Origin of the sequence: Alcaligenes sp. CHO6 (genome assembly GCF_037120595.1) — a bacterium.
Taxonomy (GTDB): domain Bacteria; phylum Pseudomonadota; class Gammaproteobacteria; order Burkholderiales; family Burkholderiaceae_B; genus Alcaligenes; species Alcaligenes ammonioxydans.
The window spans coordinates 1,175,650-1,197,750 of the sequence record NZ_JBANCI010000001.1; the positions used below are offsets into that span (position 1 = coordinate 1,175,650).

Annotated in this window: 20 protein-coding genes and 1 tRNA gene; 15 read left to right on the plus strand and 6 right to left on the minus strand. The window is 56.3% G+C overall.

Annotation, left to right across the window (positions count from 1 at the left end; translation table 11 throughout):
* Window positions 1–94: 94 nt before the first annotated feature.
* The 5 genes from V6936_RS05475 (at window position 95) to V6936_RS05495 (ending at window position 4,228) form a co-directional block, all read left to right on the plus strand.
* Complete coding sequence (locus V6936_RS05475) at window positions 95–748, plus strand: potassium channel family protein (protein WP_039943008.1); 654 nt, start codon at window positions 95–97, stop codon at window positions 746–748.
* Between the two features lie 3 nt (window positions 749–751).
* Window positions 752–2,119: a TrkH family potassium uptake protein gene (locus V6936_RS05480; RefSeq protein WP_336579546.1), complete on the plus strand. Its 1,368-nt coding sequence runs from the start codon at window positions 752–754 to the stop codon at window positions 2,117–2,119.
* Window positions 2,120–2,251: 132 nt separating this feature from the next.
* Window positions 2,252–2,452 (plus strand): hypothetical protein, encoded by a 201-nt coding sequence (locus V6936_RS05485; protein ID WP_230406303.1) that lies wholly within the window; start codon window positions 2,252–2,254, stop codon window positions 2,450–2,452.
* A 37-nt stretch (window positions 2,453–2,489) separates the two neighbouring features.
* Window positions 2,490–3,170, plus strand: a complete 681-nt coding sequence (locus V6936_RS05490; RefSeq protein ID WP_336579547.1) for a hypothetical protein — start codon at window positions 2,490–2,492, stop codon at window positions 3,168–3,170.
* 134 nt (window positions 3,171–3,304) lie between these two features.
* Window positions 3,305–4,228 (plus strand): formylglycine-generating enzyme family protein, encoded by a 924-nt coding sequence (locus V6936_RS05495; RefSeq protein ID WP_219236073.1) that lies wholly within the window; start codon window positions 3,305–3,307, stop codon window positions 4,226–4,228.
* A 139-nt stretch (window positions 4,229–4,367) separates the two neighbouring features.
* Here the strand turns inward: V6936_RS05495 and V6936_RS05500 are convergent, their stop codons facing one another.
* The 4 genes from V6936_RS05500 to V6936_RS05515 all read right to left on the minus strand — a co-directional run bounded on the left by V6936_RS05500 (window position 4,368) and on the right by V6936_RS05515 (window position 7,898).
* Window positions 4,368–4,862, minus strand: a complete 495-nt coding sequence (locus tag V6936_RS05500) for a hypothetical protein (protein WP_230406302.1) — start codon at window positions 4,860–4,862, stop codon at window positions 4,368–4,370.
* A 189-nt stretch (window positions 4,863–5,051) separates the two neighbouring features.
* Window positions 5,052–5,666 carry a helix-turn-helix domain-containing protein gene (locus V6936_RS05505; protein ID WP_003800158.1) on the minus strand — a complete coding sequence of 205 codons (615 nt, stop codon included), beginning with the start codon at window positions 5,664–5,666 and terminating at the stop codon, window positions 5,052–5,054.
* The gene (locus V6936_RS05510; protein ID WP_003800160.1) at window positions 5,656–6,729 is read right to left on the minus strand and encodes a YkvI family membrane protein; all 1,074 of its coding nucleotides are present in this window, start codon (window positions 6,727–6,729) and stop codon (window positions 5,656–5,658) included. Before V6936_RS05510 ends, V6936_RS05505 begins: the two co-directional genes overlap by 11 nt.
* Window positions 6,730–6,767: 38 nt before the next feature.
* The gene (locus V6936_RS05515) at window positions 6,768–7,898 is read right to left on the minus strand and encodes an NAD(P)/FAD-dependent oxidoreductase (RefSeq protein ID WP_059317662.1); all 1,131 of its coding nucleotides are present in this window, start codon (window positions 7,896–7,898) and stop codon (window positions 6,768–6,770) included.
* A gap of 428 nt (window positions 7,899–8,326) precedes the next feature.
* Between V6936_RS05515 and V6936_RS05520 the strand changes: the two genes are divergently transcribed.
* Together V6936_RS05520 and V6936_RS05525 are read left to right on the plus strand one after the other, a co-directional pair.
* On the plus strand, window positions 8,327–9,640 hold the full coding sequence (locus V6936_RS05520; protein ID WP_336579548.1) for a ParB/Srx family N-terminal domain-containing protein: 1,314 nt from the start codon (window positions 8,327–8,329) through the stop codon (window positions 9,638–9,640).
* A 365-nt stretch (window positions 9,641–10,005) separates the two neighbouring features.
* Window positions 10,006–10,380 carry a hypothetical protein gene (locus tag V6936_RS05525; RefSeq protein ID WP_131071751.1) on the plus strand — a complete coding sequence of 125 codons (375 nt, stop codon included), beginning with the start codon at window positions 10,006–10,008 and terminating at the stop codon, window positions 10,378–10,380.
* 114 nt (window positions 10,381–10,494) lie between these two features.
* Here V6936_RS05525 and V6936_RS05530 read toward each other — a convergent pair whose 3' ends face one another.
* Together V6936_RS05530 and V6936_RS05535 are read right to left on the minus strand one after the other, a co-directional pair.
* The gene (locus V6936_RS05530) at window positions 10,495–10,767 is read right to left on the minus strand and encodes a hypothetical protein (RefSeq protein WP_336579549.1); all 273 of its coding nucleotides are present in this window, start codon (window positions 10,765–10,767) and stop codon (window positions 10,495–10,497) included.
* 1,086 nt (window positions 10,768–11,853) lie between these two features.
* A tRNA-Pro gene (locus V6936_RS05535) sits at window positions 11,854–11,930 on the minus strand.
* A 288-nt stretch (window positions 11,931–12,218) separates the two neighbouring features.
* On the opposite strand from V6936_RS05535, the gene pgaA reads away from it, so the two are divergent.
* From pgaA to V6936_RS05575, 8 genes are all read left to right on the plus strand, one after another.
* A complete protein-coding gene (pgaA, locus tag V6936_RS05540) occupies window positions 12,219–14,633 on the plus strand; it encodes a poly-beta-1,6 N-acetyl-D-glucosamine export porin PgaA (protein WP_336579550.1) in 2,415 nt (804 codons plus the stop codon).
* A 12-nt stretch (window positions 14,634–14,645) separates the two neighbouring features.
* Window positions 14,646–16,667 carry a poly-beta-1,6-N-acetyl-D-glucosamine N-deacetylase PgaB gene (pgaB, locus tag V6936_RS05545; protein ID WP_336579551.1) on the plus strand — a complete coding sequence of 674 codons (2,022 nt, stop codon included), beginning with the start codon at window positions 14,646–14,648 and terminating at the stop codon, window positions 16,665–16,667.
* Entirely contained in the window at window positions 16,660–17,988 is a 1,329-nt protein-coding gene (gene pgaC / locus V6936_RS05550) for a poly-beta-1,6-N-acetyl-D-glucosamine synthase (protein WP_336579552.1), read from the plus strand. Before pgaB ends, pgaC begins: the two co-directional genes overlap by 8 nt.
* Window positions 17,985–18,518 carry a poly-beta-1,6-N-acetyl-D-glucosamine biosynthesis protein PgaD gene (gene pgaD / locus V6936_RS05555; RefSeq protein WP_059317665.1) on the plus strand — a complete coding sequence of 178 codons (534 nt, stop codon included), beginning with the start codon at window positions 17,985–17,987 and terminating at the stop codon, window positions 18,516–18,518. The genes pgaC and pgaD overlap by 4 nt, the downstream gene beginning before the upstream one ends.
* A gap of 136 nt (window positions 18,519–18,654) precedes the next feature.
* Window positions 18,655–19,140 carry a curli production assembly/transport protein CsgE gene (locus V6936_RS05560; protein ID WP_059317666.1) on the plus strand — a complete coding sequence of 162 codons (486 nt, stop codon included), beginning with the start codon at window positions 18,655–18,657 and terminating at the stop codon, window positions 19,138–19,140.
* 15 nt (window positions 19,141–19,155) lie between these two features.
* Window positions 19,156–19,590 (plus strand): curli assembly protein CsgF, encoded by a 435-nt coding sequence (locus tag V6936_RS05565; RefSeq protein ID WP_003800325.1) that lies wholly within the window; start codon window positions 19,156–19,158, stop codon window positions 19,588–19,590.
* Entirely contained in the window at window positions 19,587–20,555 is a 969-nt protein-coding gene (locus tag V6936_RS05570; protein ID WP_059317667.1) for a CsgG/HfaB family protein, read from the plus strand. The genes V6936_RS05565 and V6936_RS05570 overlap by 4 nt, the downstream gene beginning before the upstream one ends.
* A gap of 89 nt (window positions 20,556–20,644) precedes the next feature.
* The gene (locus V6936_RS05575) at window positions 20,645–21,754 is read left to right on the plus strand and encodes a curlin-associated protein (protein WP_131071688.1); all 1,110 of its coding nucleotides are present in this window, start codon (window positions 20,645–20,647) and stop codon (window positions 21,752–21,754) included.
* Window positions 21,755–22,101: the final 347 nt, after the last annotated feature.

Here is a 22,101-nt window from a genome sequence, read left to right on the forward strand (position 1 = left end):
TACCCGATAAGGGTTTTTACCAGATATCTCTTTATACCATCAACGCTTAATTTGGCTTGAAATTGTTTCAAGCATCAAACGGAACAAATAAGCTATGGCACAGTTCGCCGTCATAGGGCTAGGCCGCTTTGGCTCAGCCTGCGCTCTGGAACTCATGAAAATGGGACACTCCGTGCTGGGAGTGGACACCAATCCAAAACTGGTCAACAAATACGCCGACCAATTAAACCGTGCCGTCATCGCCGATGTCACTGACCGTCAGGCTCTGGAGGAGCTGGGGCTGGACAATTATGACGTCGTTTTGGTTGCCATTGGGGCGGATATTGAATCAAGCCTGGTGTGCGTGGTGCATTTGAAAAGTTTTGGCGTCCCCACCATCTGGGCCAAAGCCATTTCCCATACCCAGCATCTGATTCTGGCCAAGATTGGGGTCAACCGGATTATCCACCCCGAAGAAGAAATGGGTATACGCGTTGCCCAAATGTTGAGCTACCCCATGGTCAACGACTACATCACCCTGGGAAATGGGGATTACATTGTGGAGGTGACCGCCAGCGACAATATGAATGGCCAGACCATACGGGATATACTGCGCGAGCAATTGACCGATGTCCAAGTCTTGCTGGTCAAGCGCCGCGGCCAGACCACCATTCAGCCCGGCCCTGATTTCTCCCTGCATGCCAAGGATCTGCTCATTTTGTTTGGGCAATTGCAAGCACTTCGTACTGCCGCCCCCAAACTGGTCTGATGTATGCGCAACTGGCTGCCCAATAGCTTTACCCGCCGTCTTGAGGTCCATCCTCATGCTCGCACCTTGAGCGCCAGCCCGCCGCTGGTGCTGGCCTTGGGCTTTATGGCCTTGATTATCCTGGGCACCCTTTTGCTCAGCCTGCCACAAGCCGCTGAACACCGTCTGGGGGTTTTCCAGGCCCTGTTCATGGCCACCTCGGCGGTCACCGTCACCGGGCTGGCGGTCATTGACCCGGCCACGGACCTGACCCACTTCGGACAAATTGTCCTGGCGCTACTGGTGCAGATTGGTGGCATGGGATTTGTGACCTTCGCCGTGATTGCGGCGATCACCATGCACAAGCGCATCAGTGTCAGCCAACAAGCGCTGGCTTTGGAAGCCTTTAATCAGACCAGCGTGTCCCGTATCCGCAGCACGGCCTTCCAGGTTTTCAAGATTGCTGCCCTGATTGAACTGATCGCAGCCGCCATCCTGTTCTTGCGCTGGTCCATCGATTTTCCCTGGACAACGGCCCTGTATCGCGCCCTGTTCCACTCGGTGACGGCTTTTAACAACGCCGGCTTCTCACTGTTTCATGACTCGCTGATCCCCATTTCCGGCGATATTATTTCAGTCATGACGCTGTCCGGTCTGATTATTCTGGGCGGAATCGGTTTTACAGTCCTTGCCGATGTCGGCCAGAAAAAACGCTGGCAAACCCTCCTGCCCTACACCAAGCTCATCCTGATCGGAACGCTGGTACTGAATCTGATCGGTTTTTTCAGCCTGTGGGCACTGGAATTCAACAACCCGCACACCCTGGGCATGTTGGGCACCGGCGACCAGGCACTGGCCGCCTGGATGCAGAACGCCGCGACCCGCACTGCCGGCTTCACCACCATGGATATTGCCAATCTGCGCGACAGCACCCAGTTAACCTTGATTGTGCTAATGCTGATTGGTGGCGGCTCACTCAGTACGGCCAGTGGCATCAAGATCGGCACCTTGATTGTGCTGCTGGCAGCCGTGCGCTCCTATATCCGTCAACGCGAAGAAGTCGTTCTGATGGAACGCAGCGTACCGCCTGAGACCGTCCAGAAAGCCCTGGCCCTGTTCCTGATCACCGGCGCCCTGTATTTCATCAGTGTTTTGCTGCTGACGCTGTTTGAAGACATGCCCATTACCAGCCTGCTCTTTGAAGCGGCCTCCGCGCTCAGCACCACCGGCATGAGCCACGGCATCACCCACAAACTATCCCTGCCCGGCCAGATCCTGATCATGATCCTGATGTTTGCGGGTCGACTCGGGCCTCTGACCCTGGTGTACACGCTGGCCACCCGCAAACGCAGCCGGGTTCGTTATCCGGAGGGAAACTTTCAGGTGGGCTAAGGCAATTGCCAAGCCACCGATATACAAGAAGTTTTAAGAAAAATGACTATTGTCATCGAATTTTGGTATGGTTAACGGATGTAAACATCGAACAACTACGGATCAGGACGCAGGCTTATGGATCACAGGAAGATGGCAACCTTAACCAAGCGCGCTGGAACCGGTCTTAGCGCGCTTTGTCGGGAACTGACCAGTCGTGGTATCAGTTACCACCCCTTGGTAGAGATGTACCAAAGTCAAATGGCCGTCATTGGTTTACTCAGTGACGAAGTCGTCGCTCTGCGCAAAGAGCTGGATGATCTGAAAAAAGTAGTGAAGAAAAACGGCCCATGAGCCGTTTATTTTTTTCCGGCCTGCCATATGGGTCGCCGTGACCCGCCCTGTAACCGATGAAGCCTCTTGTTCGCCTCGCCCCATGATTGCTCCCCGTTCCCGTTTTTGGCTGTGTGTCACTTTGGCCCTGTGGCCTGCCGTCGCTTACAGTCAAAACGACCGGATTCTATCCACCCGTACGCAGCCTGCTGCGCCCCCTCCCATCGCGCCCATCCCACCTGCGGCTTCCGTGCTGAACTACGGAGCCACCCTGCTCTCCCCTCAGTATCAGGGAGTGCGCCTGCATATCGAGCTGATCGGGTGGAACACCCAAAATGAGCCGAATGAAGGCGAGATGGGCACACCCGCCCGCCAGAATAATCTATTTATCATTTTGCATTACCGCTACACCAACACCTCAGGCCGTCCTCTGAACCCGCAGGTACACCGGCCCCGCCTCTTCCTGGCGGATGCCGCCGGTCAGAAGTTCGCCCCGAACCGACGGGCAAGCCAGGACTACCGTTACGCGCATGATCTGGACACCGTGGGGCCCGACAAGATCAATCCTGGCGTCAGCGTTTCCGATGTGGCGGTATTTGAAGTCAGCCCTGCGCTGTTTCAAGCTGATCGCTGGAGCATTGTGGTTCAAGAAGGGCAGGTGATTCGTATTCCTCTGAGCGTCATCCCAAAAAAACCGCGGTTCCTGCCGAATAAGTGCCTGGTCGACCCCGTCGTCTGACTTAAATGAGTAAACTCTGCGCACAGGCAAACCCATCACGAAAGCAAGCGTGAAATAATACGGGGCCTGAAAAGCACAACCCACAAATCGATGAAACGCTGACTTATACCAAAGCCAGCGACAAGGAACCCAGATTGCGTCATACCCCCGTCCGGATCAGTGCAACTCTCATCGTTGCCAGCGTATTGCTCTTACTGGTGTTGAGATCACTGCCCTCCAGCCCCGAACCCGGTCCCGAACTGATACAAGTAGAAGGCGGCTCCTTCATGGCCGGCAATTTTCAGGTCCCCATGCGAACCCCTGACGGCGCACAAAGCGTGCAATGGGTAGCCCAGCCTGACCAAGGCGCCCTGGAGCCCTACCCCGTCGAAGTCAATGCATTTTCCATCATGAAGAAAGAGGCCAGCAACGCTCTGTATGACCGCTTTTTAAAACAGACCCAGCGCCCTGCCCGCTGGCAAGCGGTCAAAGGCGACGAACAACAAGCCGCCAATATGCCTTATGACGAAGCGGAGGCATTTTGTGCCTGGTTAGGTCAAAACAGTGGTCTGGATATGCGCCTGCCTACCGAGGCTGAATGGGAGTATGCTGCCCGCAGCCGCGGTCAGGCTTTTCCCTGGGCCACCGACAATGGCCAATGGCAAGAAGGGCGCAACCTGCCCGATCAGGAGCAACGAACACAGCACTACGATATAGGCTCTTTCCCGGCTAACCCACTCGGTATCCAGGATATGGCGAACGGTCTGCATGAATGGGTCATCTCAGACCCCACGCGCGACCCGCCTCATGTCAGGGTCGTCAAGGGCGGCGGCGACGATGCCAGCACCTCACGCAATACCATCCCCACACGCGGCATCGTCTTTCCCCTATCCGAAAGCAGCATCCAAGCCAAGCCGGAACTGGCCCGTTTACGCCATTACCCGGCCGGCACCGCCTACTTCCAACACGCTACGGCTCGCTGTGTGGCCCCCTTGAAAAGCAACGGAGCTCCTGCTCCCACCCGCGTTCCCAGCAGCGATGCCCCCGCTGTGTTTGATGAGGCAACTGACAAGCCCTAGCCCTGTCTGACAGCCCTTGGCAAGCAGACCGGCCAGCAGGGGCTTACGCTCATGCGCACACATCCCGCTGACATGTACCTGCCCCCCAAGCTTGTGAAACCAAGCCCATCTTGGGGGCTACTTAGCCCGTAGGGGCTGATCAAGGATTGGCGGCGACCACCGCCTCAGCAGGCTGAGTCGGATCAACCAGCAGGTCGGCTTCCTTCATGGGCCGACCTTCCTTGTTGTTTGTGCGATCAAATGTCAGCACTTTGCCAAACACCAACTCCACCCAATCGGGGTAGTTATAGGCGGTGCCGCGATTATGATCGATGATGGCGCCAATCCCGCCACCAAAAATAATATTGCCAAACATGCCAGCGCCTGCTCGTGAGATCAAGGTGCCCGTGGCTTCGTCTGTTCTGTCAGCAGCCGTACAGCTCACACTCAGGTTCTTGCTGGATTTGCTCACTCTCGCATGCTTGCCAGCCTCTGATACAAACTCACCTTTGTCATTCGTTAAAGTGCAGCGCGCCGCTTCTACCTTCTCTCCTGACTCATCCACCGCATCCACACGCACCAACTGATTGGACTCGGAGGTAATGGACGCGCAACCCGTCAACATGAACGCAGCCAGAAAGACAGTCTTCCTCATTCTTAACCCTTTACTTTTTTTACTATAAGAAACGGCATTGTAACTAACAATTATTAAATAAGCAGAATAATCATATTCAGGTACGTATGCGCGAAATCTTAATAGCAGCCAAAAGCAAACGAGAAAAGAAAATCGGCGGTAAAAAAAGGGCCGGAAAAACTTTAATCCCTTATCCCTCGGCCAGAAACCTCAAGCCATCCCTGGCGGCAAACCGCTGGTACAGACCGCCACCACCTTGGCATCTTCCTGACTGGTCGATAAATAAATATGCCCAATACCGCTGTCAAAATATGCAGATTCGTGTTTATCCAGAAACAAGGTTTCACCGGTTTCAAATTGAATGGCAATAGAGCCAGACAACACGACCACAAACTCCTGCCCCGCATGACGAATATAATCGTCAAACTCACTGGCATCGCGTGAATCGATCACGGCCAAAATGGGGTTCATGTGCTTGCCGCTTAGTTCCCCAAACAACAAACCGTATTCGTAATTACGGGTCGCATAACCGGGGGTCGCAGTGGATTTGTGGCTGGAAATACCCACTGCGCTCACCGGCAAAGCCTGTGCGCTTTCCTGATCGGGCACGGCAAACAAAGAGCCGACTTCGATATTCAGGGCACGGGCCAACACCACGAATTTTTCATAACTTAAGGTGACTTGCCCCAATTCCGCTTTGGAAATGGTGGAAAGCGCCAAGCCGGTTTTTTCAGCCAACTGCTTGAGTGTCTGTTTTTGATTATGTCGGGCCTGGCGCAGGCGAGCTCCTACCTGTTCCTTGCTGAGCAGTTCATTACGTAGCATTCCTGGATTGTAAGCGGCGCAAACGGAACCAGGCAATCAGAATCCAGGCCATCAAAACAAAGCCCAGATAGCCGAAAAATGGATAAACCGTGCCCACCAGATTAATAAAACCAACCTTGGCGCCCACCAATCCCAGCACGCCGGCAATCGCGGTGCCTATATTGAATCTACGCGTATTGGGAGGCAGAATGCGAGCCGAAAAAGCGTAGAGCACTCCCACGGAGGTTGTCAGAATCATGGCGAAAATCACCACAGACATAACCGTCCCCAAGAACTTGGACTGCTCGGTCGCCAGCATCAGCATCGGTAAGGCAGCCGAGCCAATCGAGTCGATGCGACCGAACACACCGGCACTGATCAATACAATGAGCACACCCAATAACAGCCCCCCAAGCAGCCCTCCCAGCAACGCATTGCGCCGCGACGTGGCTTGCGAGCCTGCAATCATCAGAAAAGGCGCCCCCACCACCATGTTGTAGGACACGTACAGCAAGGCGGCGACCAGCCAATGCCCCGCGCCCTGGGGTTTGGTATGGGCGATGACATTGAGCTCATCCAGCGGGAGGTCACGGGTATTCCAGCTATACACCGCCAAAAAAATCACCATCAACACCAGAACGGGCGTGATGCTGCCGATAAACGCCATCACGCGGTCCACGCGCAAAAACACAATCAGCACCGTAATCAGCATGACCGCCACGCTGCCATACTCTGCCGGAACCCCCCACTGCTGCTCCATCAGCGAACCGCCACCGGCAAACATCACCACAGCGATGGCATACATAAAGAAGGTAATCATGACATCGACCACCATCCCCAGTCGTGGCCCGCAAATCAGATACAAGCCTTCCTTGAACGAATGTGAGACGGAGACCTGGCTCAGTTCCCCCACCGCCATGCCCAATATCGTGAAACACAAGCCACTGACCACCCCTCCCAACAGCCCCCAGTAGCCAAAGCTGCTGAAAAACTGCAATATTTCCTGTCCTGAAGCAAAGCCTGCGCCCACCACCACGCCAACAAAGGCCATCGCAATGCCCAGGATATTTTTTATATTTGACATGCCTTCCCCTCCGGGAGATCAAAGTGCTGCTTGTTTTTTTAGGTTCGGAAACGAGCCGGTGACACCACAGCCGGATCAATGTTCAAGGCTTTCAACGATTCAGGCAGTTCCTGCTGTTGCAACAGGCTGGCTGCCAGCAAGGACGCCCCTGCCGCCGTTTGAATTCCATAGCCACCTTGCCCCGCCAGCCAGAAAAAACCAGGACATTGCGCATCCTGACCAATCACCAACTCTCCATCTGGGGCGAAACTGCGCAGCCCAGCCCAGGTATGGCTAGGGCGACGGATACGCAATCGGGTGCGCTCTTCAATGCGATAAATTCCGGTGGCCACATCCAGTTCTTCAGCCACCACATCATGCGCCTGCACATCATCCGCATTGGCGGGCGACCCGAGCAACATGCCTGCGTCCGGTTTAAAATAGAACTCTTCGCCGATATCAATCACGGCTGGCCATTGGCGATGATCGACCCCCTCTGGCGGGGAGAACAAAAAAGCCGAGCGACGCTTGGGCTGAATGCCCAATGCCTGCACGCCACAGCGTTGGGCCAGCGTATCCGCCCAGGCACCTGCCGCGTTAACCAGCACACGGGTGCGCAGGCGGGTCGCTTCACCCTCGAGCTGGACGTCCCAGCATTCGCCATCCCACTGCGCCGATACCACCTCGGCATCCAGACGCAAGCTCACTCCTTTCGCCTGTGCGCCCTTCAAAAAACCTTGATGCAAGGCATGGACGTCCATGTCCTGGCCCTGTCCGTCATACAAGGCGCCGGCCAGCGTTTCCGGGTCCAGACAGGGCACCAAGGCCAAAGCCTGCTCAGCACTCAGGCGGCTGACATCCAGGCCCTGCTCCAGCCAGTCCTGATATTGGCTGTCCAGCAAATCCTGCTGCTCGGCCGTTCCCACGTACAGCACGCCTCGAGGCAACAGGATGGGCTGATCCGTAAAACCCTCAGGGGGATGACTGAAAAAGTCATTGCCAGCCACTGTCAAGGCACGAATCGTCTCGGTGCCGTAGGTTTCCACAAACATGGCAGCCGAACGCCCGGTGGAGTGATAGGCGGCATGAGACTCTCTTTCCAGAATCAGGACTTGGGCATCACGGGGCAAACGGTAAGCCAAAGACACGCCAGCCATGCCGGCGCCCACGATCAGGTAGTCGTACACCATAAAATTCTCATATCCGATAATCGAGGACTAATAGTAGGCCTTTCCTGGGAAAACGGCCAAGAGGGTTTTTACTAGGCGGACACTTTAAGGGCTGACCTTACGCTGACAACCCCGCCAGAGAGCTAAAGACAACACTACCTACGTCCCAAAAATACGGGCCACCCAGAAGGCCAGATCATGAGTTAGTCTGCGTATGGTCATGCCACACTCGATAAAGCCCAGGCCAGGCTATATACAGGCCCATTTAGGCGATCCGCATTCCTCCTGCAGGCAGGAAATAAGTGGGCTCAAACTCAACAGCACGCCCCACCCTATAGCCATGAGTCCAACAACCGGAAAGACAGCTCATTAATGTTTCTGAATGCAATCTTCCGGCAATACCCAGCCCTCATGATGAAAGGTCCTCCAACAACATTTCTTAATGGACTATGAATCCTGCCTTCCTGCCCCCTCTCGAACTCGTGCGGCGCCCCTTATGGCGCACTCTGGGTATTGCCCTGTTGCCTCTGGCTCTGGCAGCCTGCGACAGTGGATCGAGCACCGGCGGCAACGCCCTCGTCGATCCTCCCGTCGTCACTCCCCCTGCCAGCGAAGAGCCAGCGCCGCCACCACGTAATACTGCCTATCTAGACCGCAAAGCAGGTGATGTGATCAAAGTTCGTATCGAAGAACTGCATCCCACTCAGGCCGCCATTGGCTACGATCAGGTTTATTACAAGCTGGGACGCTGGCAGGGCGACCTGGATCGCCCCACGTGGGCACACGATCCCCAACAACAGCTGGACTATCTGAATCGCACCATCGGCAAGAAATTTGATGACTACTGCGAGGACATGGGCGGCACGGAACGTGCCCAGAAATTCCTGTCCCTGGCCGAAGTACAAGCGGCGCGTCTGGATCAACCAACGACATATCTCTGTAAAGACCCGTTGGGCTCGCAGACCGAAAATCTTAAAACTGTGGTGGTCGGCTGGGACGGCAATCTCTACCTGACCGATGGTCACCACACATTTTCCTCTCTGCGTGAGATCCCTGATGGCGGTCCGAAATTGCCCGTCTGGGTCAAAGTCAGCGCCAACTACAGCGATTTGCATGATGCACCTGCTTTCTGGGATCGCATGAGCGAGGAGAAACAAGTTTGGCTGCGAGATGGCCAGAATCAGCCCATCACCGTGGAACAACTGCCTACGCGTCTTGGTTTGGCCAACGACCAAGAGGCAGGAGGCATGCAGGAAGACCGCTATCGTTCTCTGGTGTACTTCACGCGCGATATTGCCTACAAAAACGGGAATTTGCCCGAGTACGCGGAGTTTCTGTGGGGCGACTGGCTGCGCCGTCAGGCAGCAGCAGGCCAACTCCCCGGACTGGACGCCTACCTGATGGCCCCGCCCGCTACACCAGAGCAGATTCTGGCAGCCAGCACCCTGAACAAGGCCCTGCAAACCGGCGGCTCAGATGCCAGCTATGCGGCAGCCGTGCGCGATGCCTCTCTGAAAATGTCGGCCTTGCAAGACACGGATCTGGTCTTTGAAGATCGTGACGCTGCCGCTCTGGGTCGTATCACCCTGGAGGCTGATGCGGCCAGTGGATCGGTCACCAAGGCGGCTCGCGATACCTTGGAAGAGCTGCCACGCAACGACGTCAAATCCGACGGCAGCCCGCGTGGCGCCGGCAAACTCTGGTTTGCGGTGAACTACCGCCATTGCGGCAAGCCAGCATCGGGGACTTGCTGGGGTTGGTAAAGCGGGATCGTGGGAATCAAGCCAACAAAAAGCCTGCATTCGGGATTTTTTGTTGGCCCCACGCTTCTTGTCTTGAGGCATGAGCGCCCTTTACGTTAATAAGGGCGCCATCCCGCTCATGAGCCATGACGCTGCTCGCGAGAATGGGTGGCGTCGATCGATTTCGCCCCCGATAAACCCCAATTCCCGGACGAAGCCAAATAAAATGTGCTGCCCCTGGCGTAGCACTACCAGGAGTCTTGAACGCCCTAGCATGCCAAACTTAAAACATGCCGGCATCCAGACTGTCAACGCACACAAGGCAGCAGCGTGAAACCAAGACGTTCAAATTCAATACAAGAGCGCTTTGCGCGGGAGAGGACACAATGAGAAAAATAGTATGGGCTGCTTGTCTGTTAGTAAGCACGACAACCGCAAACGCCCAGGGAATCGGACACGGTTTGGGAGCCCACCACCCATGCAAGAGCATGGCCGAGGCGCTGGACATGCGGGCACACGACGCAATGTGGAAAGATCCTTCGGATGGCGAGCTTTTTGCCACGATGAGTCTGGCTTATATGTCCTGGGTGCAAGGCTTTATATCCGCAACCAATCTTCACAGACCGCAAAACGGACAAATCCGCCTGACTCCAGCGCAGATTGCACAACGGATGCGTAACTACTGCACTGAGCATCCCAATGAACCCATTTATATGGGCGCAAAGAACATTGTAGAAACGCAGCCCCCTGGATATAACTGATTACTGCAATAGAAAAAGAGCCCGCCATAGAGCGGGCTTTTTTGTACTCAAAAATAACAGAAGCAACGCCCCACAGACTGAAGCGACACAGCCTGAGCGGACAAATGACTATTTTCATCGCTTGAAATGCGCTTGCAACCGCTGAATGCGAGTCTTAATTTCTGCTTTATCAAATGCACTTTTGACAGCTTGGCTATTCAACAAACGCTGCTGTTCGCTGGCAGGCAAATCATCCCACAAACTCAATAGAGACGCCCCTAAAAAACCAAGTATCAACCGATCGTCTTCATCTAACTGATCAACGGCTCTTGCTATTGCCAGGGCTTTTAATTGAGATCCACCATCATCATCCCATTGCCCACCTCCTGATGACACTTCTGTATGCATAACTCCCTCTCCTGCCGACAGTTAAATGAGAGGTCAGTATAGTCCCCCCAGCCTTTCAGGCGTGCTTCCAGCAATGCGCAGAGACCCGGCTTTCCCTTAAAATACAATGATTTACAAATTATCATGGTGGGGACGTACAGGATCAGCCTAGTATGAGAGTAGACCTTCTCGACATCAACTTGAAGGCGCTACTGGCGCGGCTCCTCAGATCCTCTGAAAGGCATCACGTCAGTCCTGGCAGGAGTGTCTATGACACACTATCTCCGCTCCGTTGGAAGACAAGCTGACTTGCTTCGCTTCCCCCTTCGCTCGGCCGCAGACCCGGACGAGCCCACTCTCCCAGATCCACGCGACAAACGTCCTGTCGAAATCGAAAGGATTCGCGAAGACGATCTAACTCCGCCTGCAACCGATGAGCCAATCGGCGACAAAAAACCTCGCCTGCCTCCTCCAGTACAAAACGATCAATCCGTTTTTAACTAGCCACCCGTGCATCACAGTGCAACTTAACGCACTCAACATCCCGAGGCTTGCAACAGGGCTTGATGCTATTGCAAGGTATGTTGCACGATTTTCAACGGTGACGCGCTGCGGAAAACAGCTTATGAAAAAAGGCCTGCAAGAGTGTCATTGCAGGCCTTTTCTCTAACAGGATAGATGGGTGACTCAAGCCTCAAGGGGTTTATCTACCCCGTGCCGCACCTCTTCCCATATGTCTGTGATCATGAGCAGCACTGGCGCGCTTGATCCCATCATTAGGAGCCTGAGTCGGCCATGCTGCGTGCGGCGGCGCAATCTCAGACTTGCGTGTACTGGGCTTCTTAGGCCGTTTGACTCTCTTGTCCATTGTGACCTCCGTTGGTCAATGGCAGCCCCAACAAATGTCAGGGCAGTTGTACAGGATAGGCCATAAACCAATAAATAGCTTGTTTATCTTCCGTCTATCAAACAAACGCACAAAACCAAGGCACCACCCGTATCATGCTTTAACCACTGCGTGGGCAATAGGGAAAACTGCAATCCCACGACTATTCCACCGCAATTAAAAAAGGCCTACAGCAAAAATGCTGTAGGCCTTTTCAAATTTGGTCGGAACGGAAGGATTTGAACCTTCGACCCCTTGCACCCCATGCAAGTGCGCTACCAGGCTGCGCTACGCCCCGAAAGAATTAAACTATAACCCTGTTTTTTCTGTTGTGCAAGCTTTTTTTGAAAAAGGTTTTGCTTAGGCCGAGTGGCTTACTACAAAAAACCAGATGGTTTACATCAAAAGGCCAATTACTGCCAGAGACCCAGACTCCTAGGATACCCCTCAAGACCCTTCTGACCGCTCAATAACGAACAGTGGGCCGAAGTATATACAAATAACAAGGGGAAGAGAAGTGTCCAGGCGTTCACTAAAAAGACGTGCTCTGCAAAACGTCGGCCTCTTTCCAGCCAAAACTTCGTTTTTGCGCCGGTGTGGGCTGGATTCCTTAACCCTGCTCGTCCTGACCGCGTGTAACAATAGCCTGCATGCCGCCTCCTATGAGGACTGGATCAAACAGGCACGCCAAGGCCAATATCAATCTGCCATCGTCGGCTTGCAGCAGTACCAGCAACAACATCCGCAAGAGATGCGTGCCCAGCTTGATCTGATGCGCATTCATGCCTGGGCAGGTCAGCCGCAAGAGGTCATCCGTCTGTACGAAAACTGGCCGACCAAGCAGCTTTTGCCGGCCGATGTCCTGCTGTTGGTCGCGCGCGCCCACAAAGATACGCGCCAATGGGCTCCCGCCCAAACCCTGTATCGGGAAGGAGTGCGGCGCTTTCCACAGCAAACGGCCTTCACCATGGGCCTGTGTATGAGCCTGGCCGATGCCGGCCTGACTGCCCAGGCCTTGAGCTGCACCCAGCAACTGAGGCCGGCCACACGTGAAAATACCAATTACCTGCTGACCCGCAGCTACATCTACCGCGCTGCCGGCCAGAACTACGACGCCCTGCGCGTCAGCCAGGATGCCCTGGCTGTCCAGCCCGACAAAATCGATGTCATCCGGGATTATGACCAGTCCCTGCATGCCGCCGGCCTACATCGTCAGGCGATGGAATGGCAAACACAGCATCCCGGCATCTTCTCGAACGCAGACATGGCTGACAGTCAGGCCGACTATGCTGCTGAATTGACCCGGCTATCGCCCCAGCCCACACGCACACTGACCGAACGCTTTGTGATTGCCAACCGAGCCATCGCGTTGCAAGACAGGCTGGCTGACAGCGGCAGCTTTCTGGGCAATCCCGCTTTCGCACGCCGCATTCGTGGCGACCGCCTGATTGCTGTGGACGCACGCGAAGACGCCCCCTCGACAGTGGACATTGCCCCCGAACGGGCGGCCCAATATCCGAGCTATGCTTACGCCTCGCTAGGAGCTCTGCAACTGCGCGCCCGCCACCCCGAACAAGCTGTGTCCAGCTACGAACGGGCGTTGGCCGAACCCTCGCTTGACGAAAAAACACGCACACGCTATCAAACCGGATTAGCCTTTTCCTTGCTGGAATCTGGCCGCGAAGACCAGGCACTGGCACTGGCCGAGCGCATGGAAAAAGACATGCCCGCCACTCGCTGGTTACGCGGCAATCCCATCGCCCAGCCCAATCCGGGCTATACCGACACCTTGATTTTAAAAAACTCGCTCTATACCTATACGGGTTTGCTCAAGGACGCACGCGAAAATCTGGCCCAGGCCAGTGCGAAGGCACCGAGTAACGTCAACCTGCGCGTGCCGCTAGCCGACGTTCAGCGCATATCGAACATGCCAAGGGCGGCGGAACGCAATCTGAAGATCGCCGAAACCTACGCTCCGCGTCAAGAAGACGTCATCATCAGCCAGGCCCAGACCGCCATGGACCTGCACGAATACCGCCAGGCCGAAGAACTATTAGCGTATGCAAAAGCGCACTACCCCACCAATATGCGGGTCACCGAACTGGACAAAGACTGGCAAACCTACCGCAAGAACGAACTGATTTTGCGCAGCGGTTTTGAAAAGAGCAACGGGGGCGATGTCTCGGGCAATGACGGCATACGCACTGAGGCGCAATGGTACAGCGCCCCCATCGACTACAACTGGCGCGTCACCGCCCTGGCCGGGCATCTGGATACCAACGACGAGCTTGGCCACAACGTGTTCTGGCAGGGAGCCGGTCTGGAGTACCGCGGCCGCGACTGGCAGTCGCAATTAATGATCAACAACCAGAACGCGGGCCAGGGCAACAAAATGGGGGCCAGCCTGCAGGTCGATCACGAGCTGAATGATCACTGGAGCATCGGCGGCACCCTGGATTACCGTACCCTGGATATTCCGAATCGCGCTCTGGACGCAGGCATCACGGCCAACCAGGGACAAGTACGGCTGCGCTGGCAAAACGGCCCCGAACAGTGGGTGCAAGCCGCCTACACCGGGACTAAATTCTCTGACGACAACGTACGTCAGAGCCTGCAGATCACCGGTAACCAACGCATCTACACCCGCCCGCGCCTCAAGGCCGACGCCCAGCTGGAACTATGGGCTTCCGCCAACAAAGACGAAGACAGACCCTACTACAGCCCACGGCGCGAATATATGGCTGTGCCTGCCCTACGTCTGGAGCACCTGATTTACCAACACTACGACGAGCGCCTGACCCAGGCCCTGACACTGGGTGTGGGCCTACATCACCAAAGCGGCTATGGCAGTGGCGCCGTAGGTTCCGTCGCCTACGAACTGAACTACCAGCGCGACCGCGATCTGGAAGTCGGCCTGCGCCTGCAGGCCCTGTCCCGCCCCTATGACGGCCAGCGGGAACAGCAGTACAGCGGCATGGTTGAACTCAAGATCAAATTCTAAGCGGCCACGACAATGAGCACACGAATCCTGCCCCTTCTGATAGTAGCCTTCAGCGCCCTTTTATCCGCCTGCAGCACTAGCCCGCCTGCCCTGTATGTGCCGCCCGAGCAGCGTCGCCTTGAACAACAGGAACAGCCCTGGCGCAACGATGAACTGCTCATCATCGCCTATCACGATGTAGAAGACCGCGACCCCAATCAGGCTTATCTAAGCGTGAGCACCGAGCACCTTCGACAGCAGTTTTCCTGGTTACAGGAGAACGACTATGTGCCGGTCAGCGTGGAGCAAATTATGCGCGCTCGCCTCGGTGTGGAGCCTCTTCCTGAAAAGGCGGTGCTGCTGTCGTTTGACGACGGTTACCAAAGCTTCTATACCCGCGTGTTCCCGCTGCTCAAAGCCTATCACTGGCCTGCGCTGCTGGCCCCGGTCGGCAAATGGTTGGACACCCCCGACAACGAAAAAGTGGACTTCGGCGGACTTTCCACCGAACGCTCGCGCTTTTTGCACTGGGCGCAGGTCAACGAAATGGCCAACTCCGGTTTAGTAGAAATCGGCGCGCACACCCAAAACATGCATTACGGTGCCATCGCCAACCCACAAGGCAATGTTCAGCCGGTGGCTGCCGCGCATCGCTATCTGACCGATCAGAAACGCTACGAGACCGATGCCGAGTACACCGCCCGCTTTCGCGAGGACGTGCGGGCTATCAGCGCCCGGGTCAAACAGCACGCTGGCAAGACGCCGCGCGTCTGGGTCTGGCCCTACGGCCGGATCAGTGGTCTGGGCCTGCAAATTCTGGAGCAAGAAGGCTATCAGATGGCCCTGACGCTGACCGACGGCGTGGCCAACGTCCACGACCTGATGAATATGCCGCGCTATCTAGTGGATAACGACCCGGACATCAGCACCTTTGCAGGCTTTATCACTGCCCGTGAAGACCGTCAGGCCGAACGCGTCGTCCATGTGGATCTGGATTATGTGTATGACCCCGATCCGGCGCAGATGGAACGCAACTTGAGCGCCCTGGTGCAACGTATAGCAGACCTGAAACCACGCAGTGTCTATCTGCAAGCCTTCGCCGACCCCACAGGCGATGGCCTGGTGCGCGCGGTTTACTTCCCCAACCGCCACCTGCCCATGCGCGCCGACCTGTTCAACCGTGCGGCCTGGCAATTAAGTTCGCGCGCCCATGTCAATGTCTTTGCATGGATGCCCGTGCTGGCCATCGAGACGGTCGAGCCGGCGCAACACGTACTGCAATGGCGTGCCGACGGCAGCCCGCCTTCCCTGCCCGCACAAGGCTACCGCCGCCTGTCCCCCTTTGACCCGCGCACTCACCAGATCATGGGCGATCTGTATGAAGACCTGGGACGCAGCGCTATCTTCTTTGGCGTCGTATTCCATGACGATGCCACACTGACCGACTTTGAAGATGCCTCACCCGTCGCCCTGGACGCCTACGAAAAAGCTGGTTTTGGCAGGGACATAGGAGTGATACGCGCCAATCCCGAGCAGTTTGAGCGCTGGACGCGCTTTAAATCCCAAACCCTGATCGACCTGACCCAGGAACTGGCTGATCGGGTGCGCAAACAGCGCGGCCCACAGATCAGTACGGCCCGCAATATGTACGCCCTGCCGGTTCTGCAACCTCACAGCGAACAGTGGTTCGCACAGAACCTGAACGATTTTCTGCAAGCCTACGACTGGACTGCCGTGATGGCCATGCCCCGCATGGAAGGCATCCACGATCAGCATGCCGTGTCCTGGCTAAACGAGCTGGTCGATCAGGTAGCCAGCCACCCAGAGGGCTTGCGCCGCACCGTGTTTGAAGTGCAATCCGTAGATTGGCCCGGCCAAGATCAGCCACCCCGTCCTCTGGACTCCCGCCTGGTGGCCGGCTGGCTCAATGCACTGACAGCAAGAGGGGCGCGACATGTCGGCTATTACCCAGACGACTTTGTCAACAATCAGCCCAAGATGAACGTGATTCGTCCGGAAATCACGATTGACTGGTATCCAACAAAAAATGATTGAACGACTGATCGCCCTATTGGCCCTGTGCCTGATCGTCGGTATCCCTCTGGGAATCACCGTCGCCCTGACGAGCCACCTGCTGCTCTACTTCATCTTCATGTACCCGCTGTTCATGTCGGGCATATGGATAGGCGGTGGCTTGATCTTCTGGTTCCAGCACGAACGCCGCTGGACCTATAAACCACACGCCCCACCCGCACTGGAAGGTATGCCGCTGATTAGCATCCTGATCCCCTGCTTTAACGAACAGGCCAACGCCCGCCATACCATTCTGTCCGCGCTGAACCAGGTCTATCCCAACATCGAAGTCATCGCCATCAACGACGGCTCTAGCGACCAGACCGCCCAAGTGCTCAACGCACTGAGCGAGGAGCACGACAAGCTACGCGTTGTTCACCTGGCCCAGAACCAAGGCAAGGCCCTGGCCCTGCGCATGGGCGCCATGAGCGCCAGCGGCGATTACTTCGTATGTATAGATGGGGATGCCTACCTGGACCCGGAAGGCGTCAATTACCTGGTCGCCCCCATGCTGCGCCACCCGCAGGTCGGTGCCACTACCGGCAATCCGCGCATCCGCACGCGCTCTACCCTGATTGGCCGCATCCAGGTAGGCGAATTCTCCTCGATCATCGGGCTGATCAAACGCACGCAGCGCGTTTACGGAAAGATCTTCACGATTTCTGGGGTGATCGCAGGCTTTCGTCGCCAGGCCCTGGAGGAAGTGGACTACTGGAGTCTGGACATGATCACCGAAGACATCGATGTGACCTGGAAGTTGCAGTTGGCCGGCTGGCAGGTGTTCTATGAGCCACGCGCACTGTGCTGGGTACTGATGCCCGAAACACTGAAGGGCCTGTTCAAGCAACGTTTGCGCTGGGCTCAGGGCGGTGCGGAAACTTTCCTGAAATACACCCCGCAGGTGCTGCGCTGGGAAAATCGCGGCATGTGGCCGCTCAGTCTGGAATACCTGTGCTCGACTTTATGGAGTTTCGCCCTGGGCGTGGCGATGCTGGTCTGGTTGCTTGGGCTCATGCTCCCCTTGCCCGCTGCAACCCAGATCGACGGCCTTTTCCCGCCCTCGTTCACGGGTATGGTACTGGCCGGCATGTGCCTGCTGCAATTTGCCATCAGCATCTGGATCGACCGCCGTTACGAGCCCGATCTGCCCCTGACCATGTTCTGGATCATCTGGTACCCATTTGTGTACTGGCTGATCAATTTCTTAACCACACTGTGGAGTTTTCCCATGGTCATGCTACGCCTGCGTCGCAAACGCGCCCGCTGGAGCAGCCCTGACCGGGGCATCAAGGAGCTGTCATGATCATTACGACCCAACGCCATCCCATCACTCGCTGGATAGACCGTCTGCTGACCATCGCCGGCTGGTTCGCCTTCAGTTACCTGATCGCCAAAGGCTTGCTCCTATTGATCAATCACTCCATGGACAAAGCCGGCTACAAACAGCTGGACCCGATCTTCCCGACCCTGGCCACCTTTCTATTCTACGGGGCGGTTTTACTGACCAACGGTTTGCTGCTGCTGGCCTGGTCACGCTGGCGGCGGCATCAGCGCCAGCAGCGCCGCCTTCGTCAGGCCCTGTACCGTCACCGCAGCCGCTCGCATCGCGCCAAGCAGCCTCCCTTGCCGCACTTTGACCCCGAGCAGATCGATACCGTGCGCCACAGCCGCATCGTCGTCCTCTACAACGCCCAGGACGGCGCGGTACAGCATGTGGAGGCAGCCCATCCGCTGCCCATGCAGCAGGCCACCGGCACCCGCGACGAAAAACCGCTGGCACCGCTGATCTTTCATCCTCGCGCTTACTCCAAACAGCCTACGCCGAATCAGTAGTACCGATGCCAGACAACCCTGCGCAAGGGTAAACAGCCTAGGGAATGCGGCTCATGTAAATGCAGGTGACCATCTCTACCATAGTCAGTAACGCCGATGTATCAAGCCGTAAGGCGAGGGAACAAGAGGTGCTGCAATGACAAAACCATACCAACAAGGGGCCGTGCTGCTGGCAATGCTGTGTGTTATGGGCAGCAGCGAAGCACAACCCGGCAAAGGCACCGGCAAGCCCAAACCGGCCAACTTCATGGAAGCCATCCAGCAGGCTGAAGTGGTACGCAAGAACCTGTTTGACGATCCGCTCTCGGGCATCGTCATCAACCGCACCGTAACGGTGCAAGGGCACGACTTTTACCGCTACTTCAGCAATCGCTGGCGCGAGCTCAGCGGTGCCAGTCCTTTCACCCTGACGGTGGTGGAACGACCGTCGGCCCGCTGGGGTAGCGAAATCTGGGTCGAATACCGCCGCCAGCGCATGTATCACGCTTTTCTCGCACCGGCGCGCTCCGGCACAAAAAAGACCAGTGAGCGAGCCGTAGATCTGGTTCTGGAAAACGTCAATAAAAGCGAAATCGAACGCGTACTGACCAACAACCCGGACCTTGCACCGGACGAACTTTAATAAGAGAGACATAACGTGAAGACTTTCCTGCCCCTTGCCTCCGCTCTGCTGGCCGGTTCGCTATTTGCCCCCGTCCATGCGACCGAACTGATCTATACCCCTGTCAATCCGAATTTCGGCGGCAGCCCGCTCAATGGGCAGTGGCTACTGAACTCGGCCCAGGTCACCAACAAGCACACGGACCCAGCAGCCGAAGACCTGAGTTCGACCTTTGAGCAGCGCACCCCCTTCCAGGACTTCAACGATCAGTTGGAGCGCTCGGTACTCAGCCGTCTGGCCTCGGCCGCATCCTCACAGTTTGTGGACAGCAATGGAAAATTTGTACCGGGCACCTTCGAGACCGGCAGCTTTACGGTCAGCGTCGTTGATGTCGGCGGCGGAGCACTGACGATCACCACCACGGACCGGATCACCGGCGCTTCCACTACTTTCCGGGTGATGCAGCCATGATGAGCCCGTTGACCATCCTGAACGCCCGCCCAGCGCGCCTGCTCGGCGTGCTGGCCATGGCCTCGGCCCTGGCGGCCTGTGCCCTGCCCTCCACCCCCGCCGACGTCAAAAGTTCCGCCTACCTGACGCCCGCCTCGCCAGCCACGCACGATCTGCTGGAGCTGCCAGCGCCCGCGCAGCGCCTGACCGTGGCCGTCTATGGGTTTCGTGACCAGACTGGCCAATACAAGCCCAATCCGGACAGCTCCTTTTCCACCTCAGTCACCCAGGGAGCCGCCGCCCTACTGGTCAAAGCCTTGCGTGATTCGCGTTGGTTCACTCCGGTCGAGCGCGAAAGCTTACAGGAACTGCTGACCGAGCGGCGCATCGTGCGCGCCCTGGACGGATCGCAAGAAAACGGCCAACGCACCGCCATTAATATCCCCCCGCTGGCCCCGGCCGAAATCATGATGGACGGAGGCATCATCTCCTATGAAAGCAATGTGCGCACCGGCGGCGCGGGCGCACGCTTTCTAGGCGTAGGCCTGTCTACCCAGTATCGGGTCGACCAAGTCACAGTCAACCTACGCGCCATTGATGTACGCACCGGCAACATTTTGCAAAGCGTGTCCACCACCAAGACCATCTTTTCCTACGAAATCCGCCCTAGCGTCTACAAGTTCGTGAACTTCAAAGACCTGCTGGAAATCGAGGCAGGGGTGACCAACAACGAACCGGCTCAGCTATCGGTCAAAGAGGCAATTGAATCGGCGGTTGTGCATCTGATCGTGCAAGGCATGAGGGAAGGTCAATGGCGCCTGCAAAACGAGGCTGACCGTAACAACCCCATCGTGCAGAACTACATGAAGCAAAACGAAACTTACCGCAACCTGCGCACCCAGGCCGCTGTGGTCGATCCTCAAGCCGCGCAAGCCAATGCTGCCACAAGTGATGAGGTGCAGACCGCCCCCGTCTCCGGCAGTTGAACACGAGCAGACAGCGCGGTGGTTCCGAGAAGACCGGCCACCGCTCTCTTTCCTGACAACGGTCTTCGACATGCACTGAGGAGAAGTATATGAACGGCAAACTGTCCACATTGGCTATTGCCCTGGGCACCGCGCTGGCCCTGCCCACACTGGCGCTGGCTGACAACGCCACCGTGACGCAGACCGGCAGCTTTAATAAAGGTGTAGTTCTTCAAAACCACAACACCAACGCCAACGCGAGCATCGACGTGAAGGGAGACCGCAACGACGACTACATCAATCAGTGGGACAACGGTACGGTTCGCACTACCGTGAAGGTCATCAACGGCAACGACAACAAGGCCGTGGTGGAACAAAGCCGCAGCGGCGGCAACTCCACGATCACCATCACTCAATCGCGCAATCGCAACGACGCTTTCGCCAGCCAATGGGAGGCCAATGGGTCGCAAATCGGCATCAAGCAATTGCGCTCGGACAATAAGGCGGTTGTGGAACAAGTCCGCAGCGCCGGTGACCAAGCCTGGGTAAACCAAACGGGGCAAATGGGCGATGCCTATGTCAATCAATACCGAACCCGTGACGCACTGGCTGTCATCAACGACAGCGGCGAGCGCAACGACTCGGTCATCGAGCAAAACAACAGCAGCAATGTCAACGCCTTCATTACCCAGTCGGGATACAAAGGGGATGCATACATCAATCAATATAAAAGCACGGGCTCGACGGCCAGCATCACCGATAGCGGCAAGTACGACAACGGCGTGATCGATCAGTGGAATGTCTCCAACTCGAACGCCTCTATCGTCCAGGGTGGCGGCCACAAGAATGATGCCACCATCAGCCAAACCGGGACGTGGAGGGGCAATTCGGATCGCCTGCATGCCAGTATTATCCAGAGCGGCTCGCATAACAAAGCTGTTACTGAACAGACCGGCTACAGCAACGACAGCAACATCATCCAAAGTGGCCTGGGCAATGACGCCTACAACTCCCAAGCGGGTATCGGCAACGACTCCTACATCAGTCAGGGCGGCGGCTACAACACGGCCGTGGTTACCCAGGTCGGTTTCAACCTGGATTCGTCGGTAACGCAGAACGGTTGGGCCAACCGCGCCCAAGTGGTGCAAAGCGGCCTAAACCATAACAGCACCGTCACCCAGACGGGTAATTTCAACAATGCGTATGTCAACCAGCATTAACCGGCTAATGTAAGCCACCTGTCAGCGGCAATATGTTATATAGTAGGCGCCGCTGACAACCCTCAAATCATTGATACGTAAGGGATTTAAGGGTTATGGAGCGTAGGAGTAACCCGAATTTATAAGGCTATTCAAATAGCCAATCCGCGCTTTTCGGCACAAACTGACATTTAAAACATCAAATTTTGACAAATACAAAACATTTTTAACAATTTCAAATAATTCGTCAGCCCTGAGTGCGACTCGCCGCCGGATAATTAGGCCGCACAACGGGTATAGAGAAACGAAAACACACATAACTACCAAAGAAAATGACACACGCAACCCAACAAAAGGCTTATTCAACA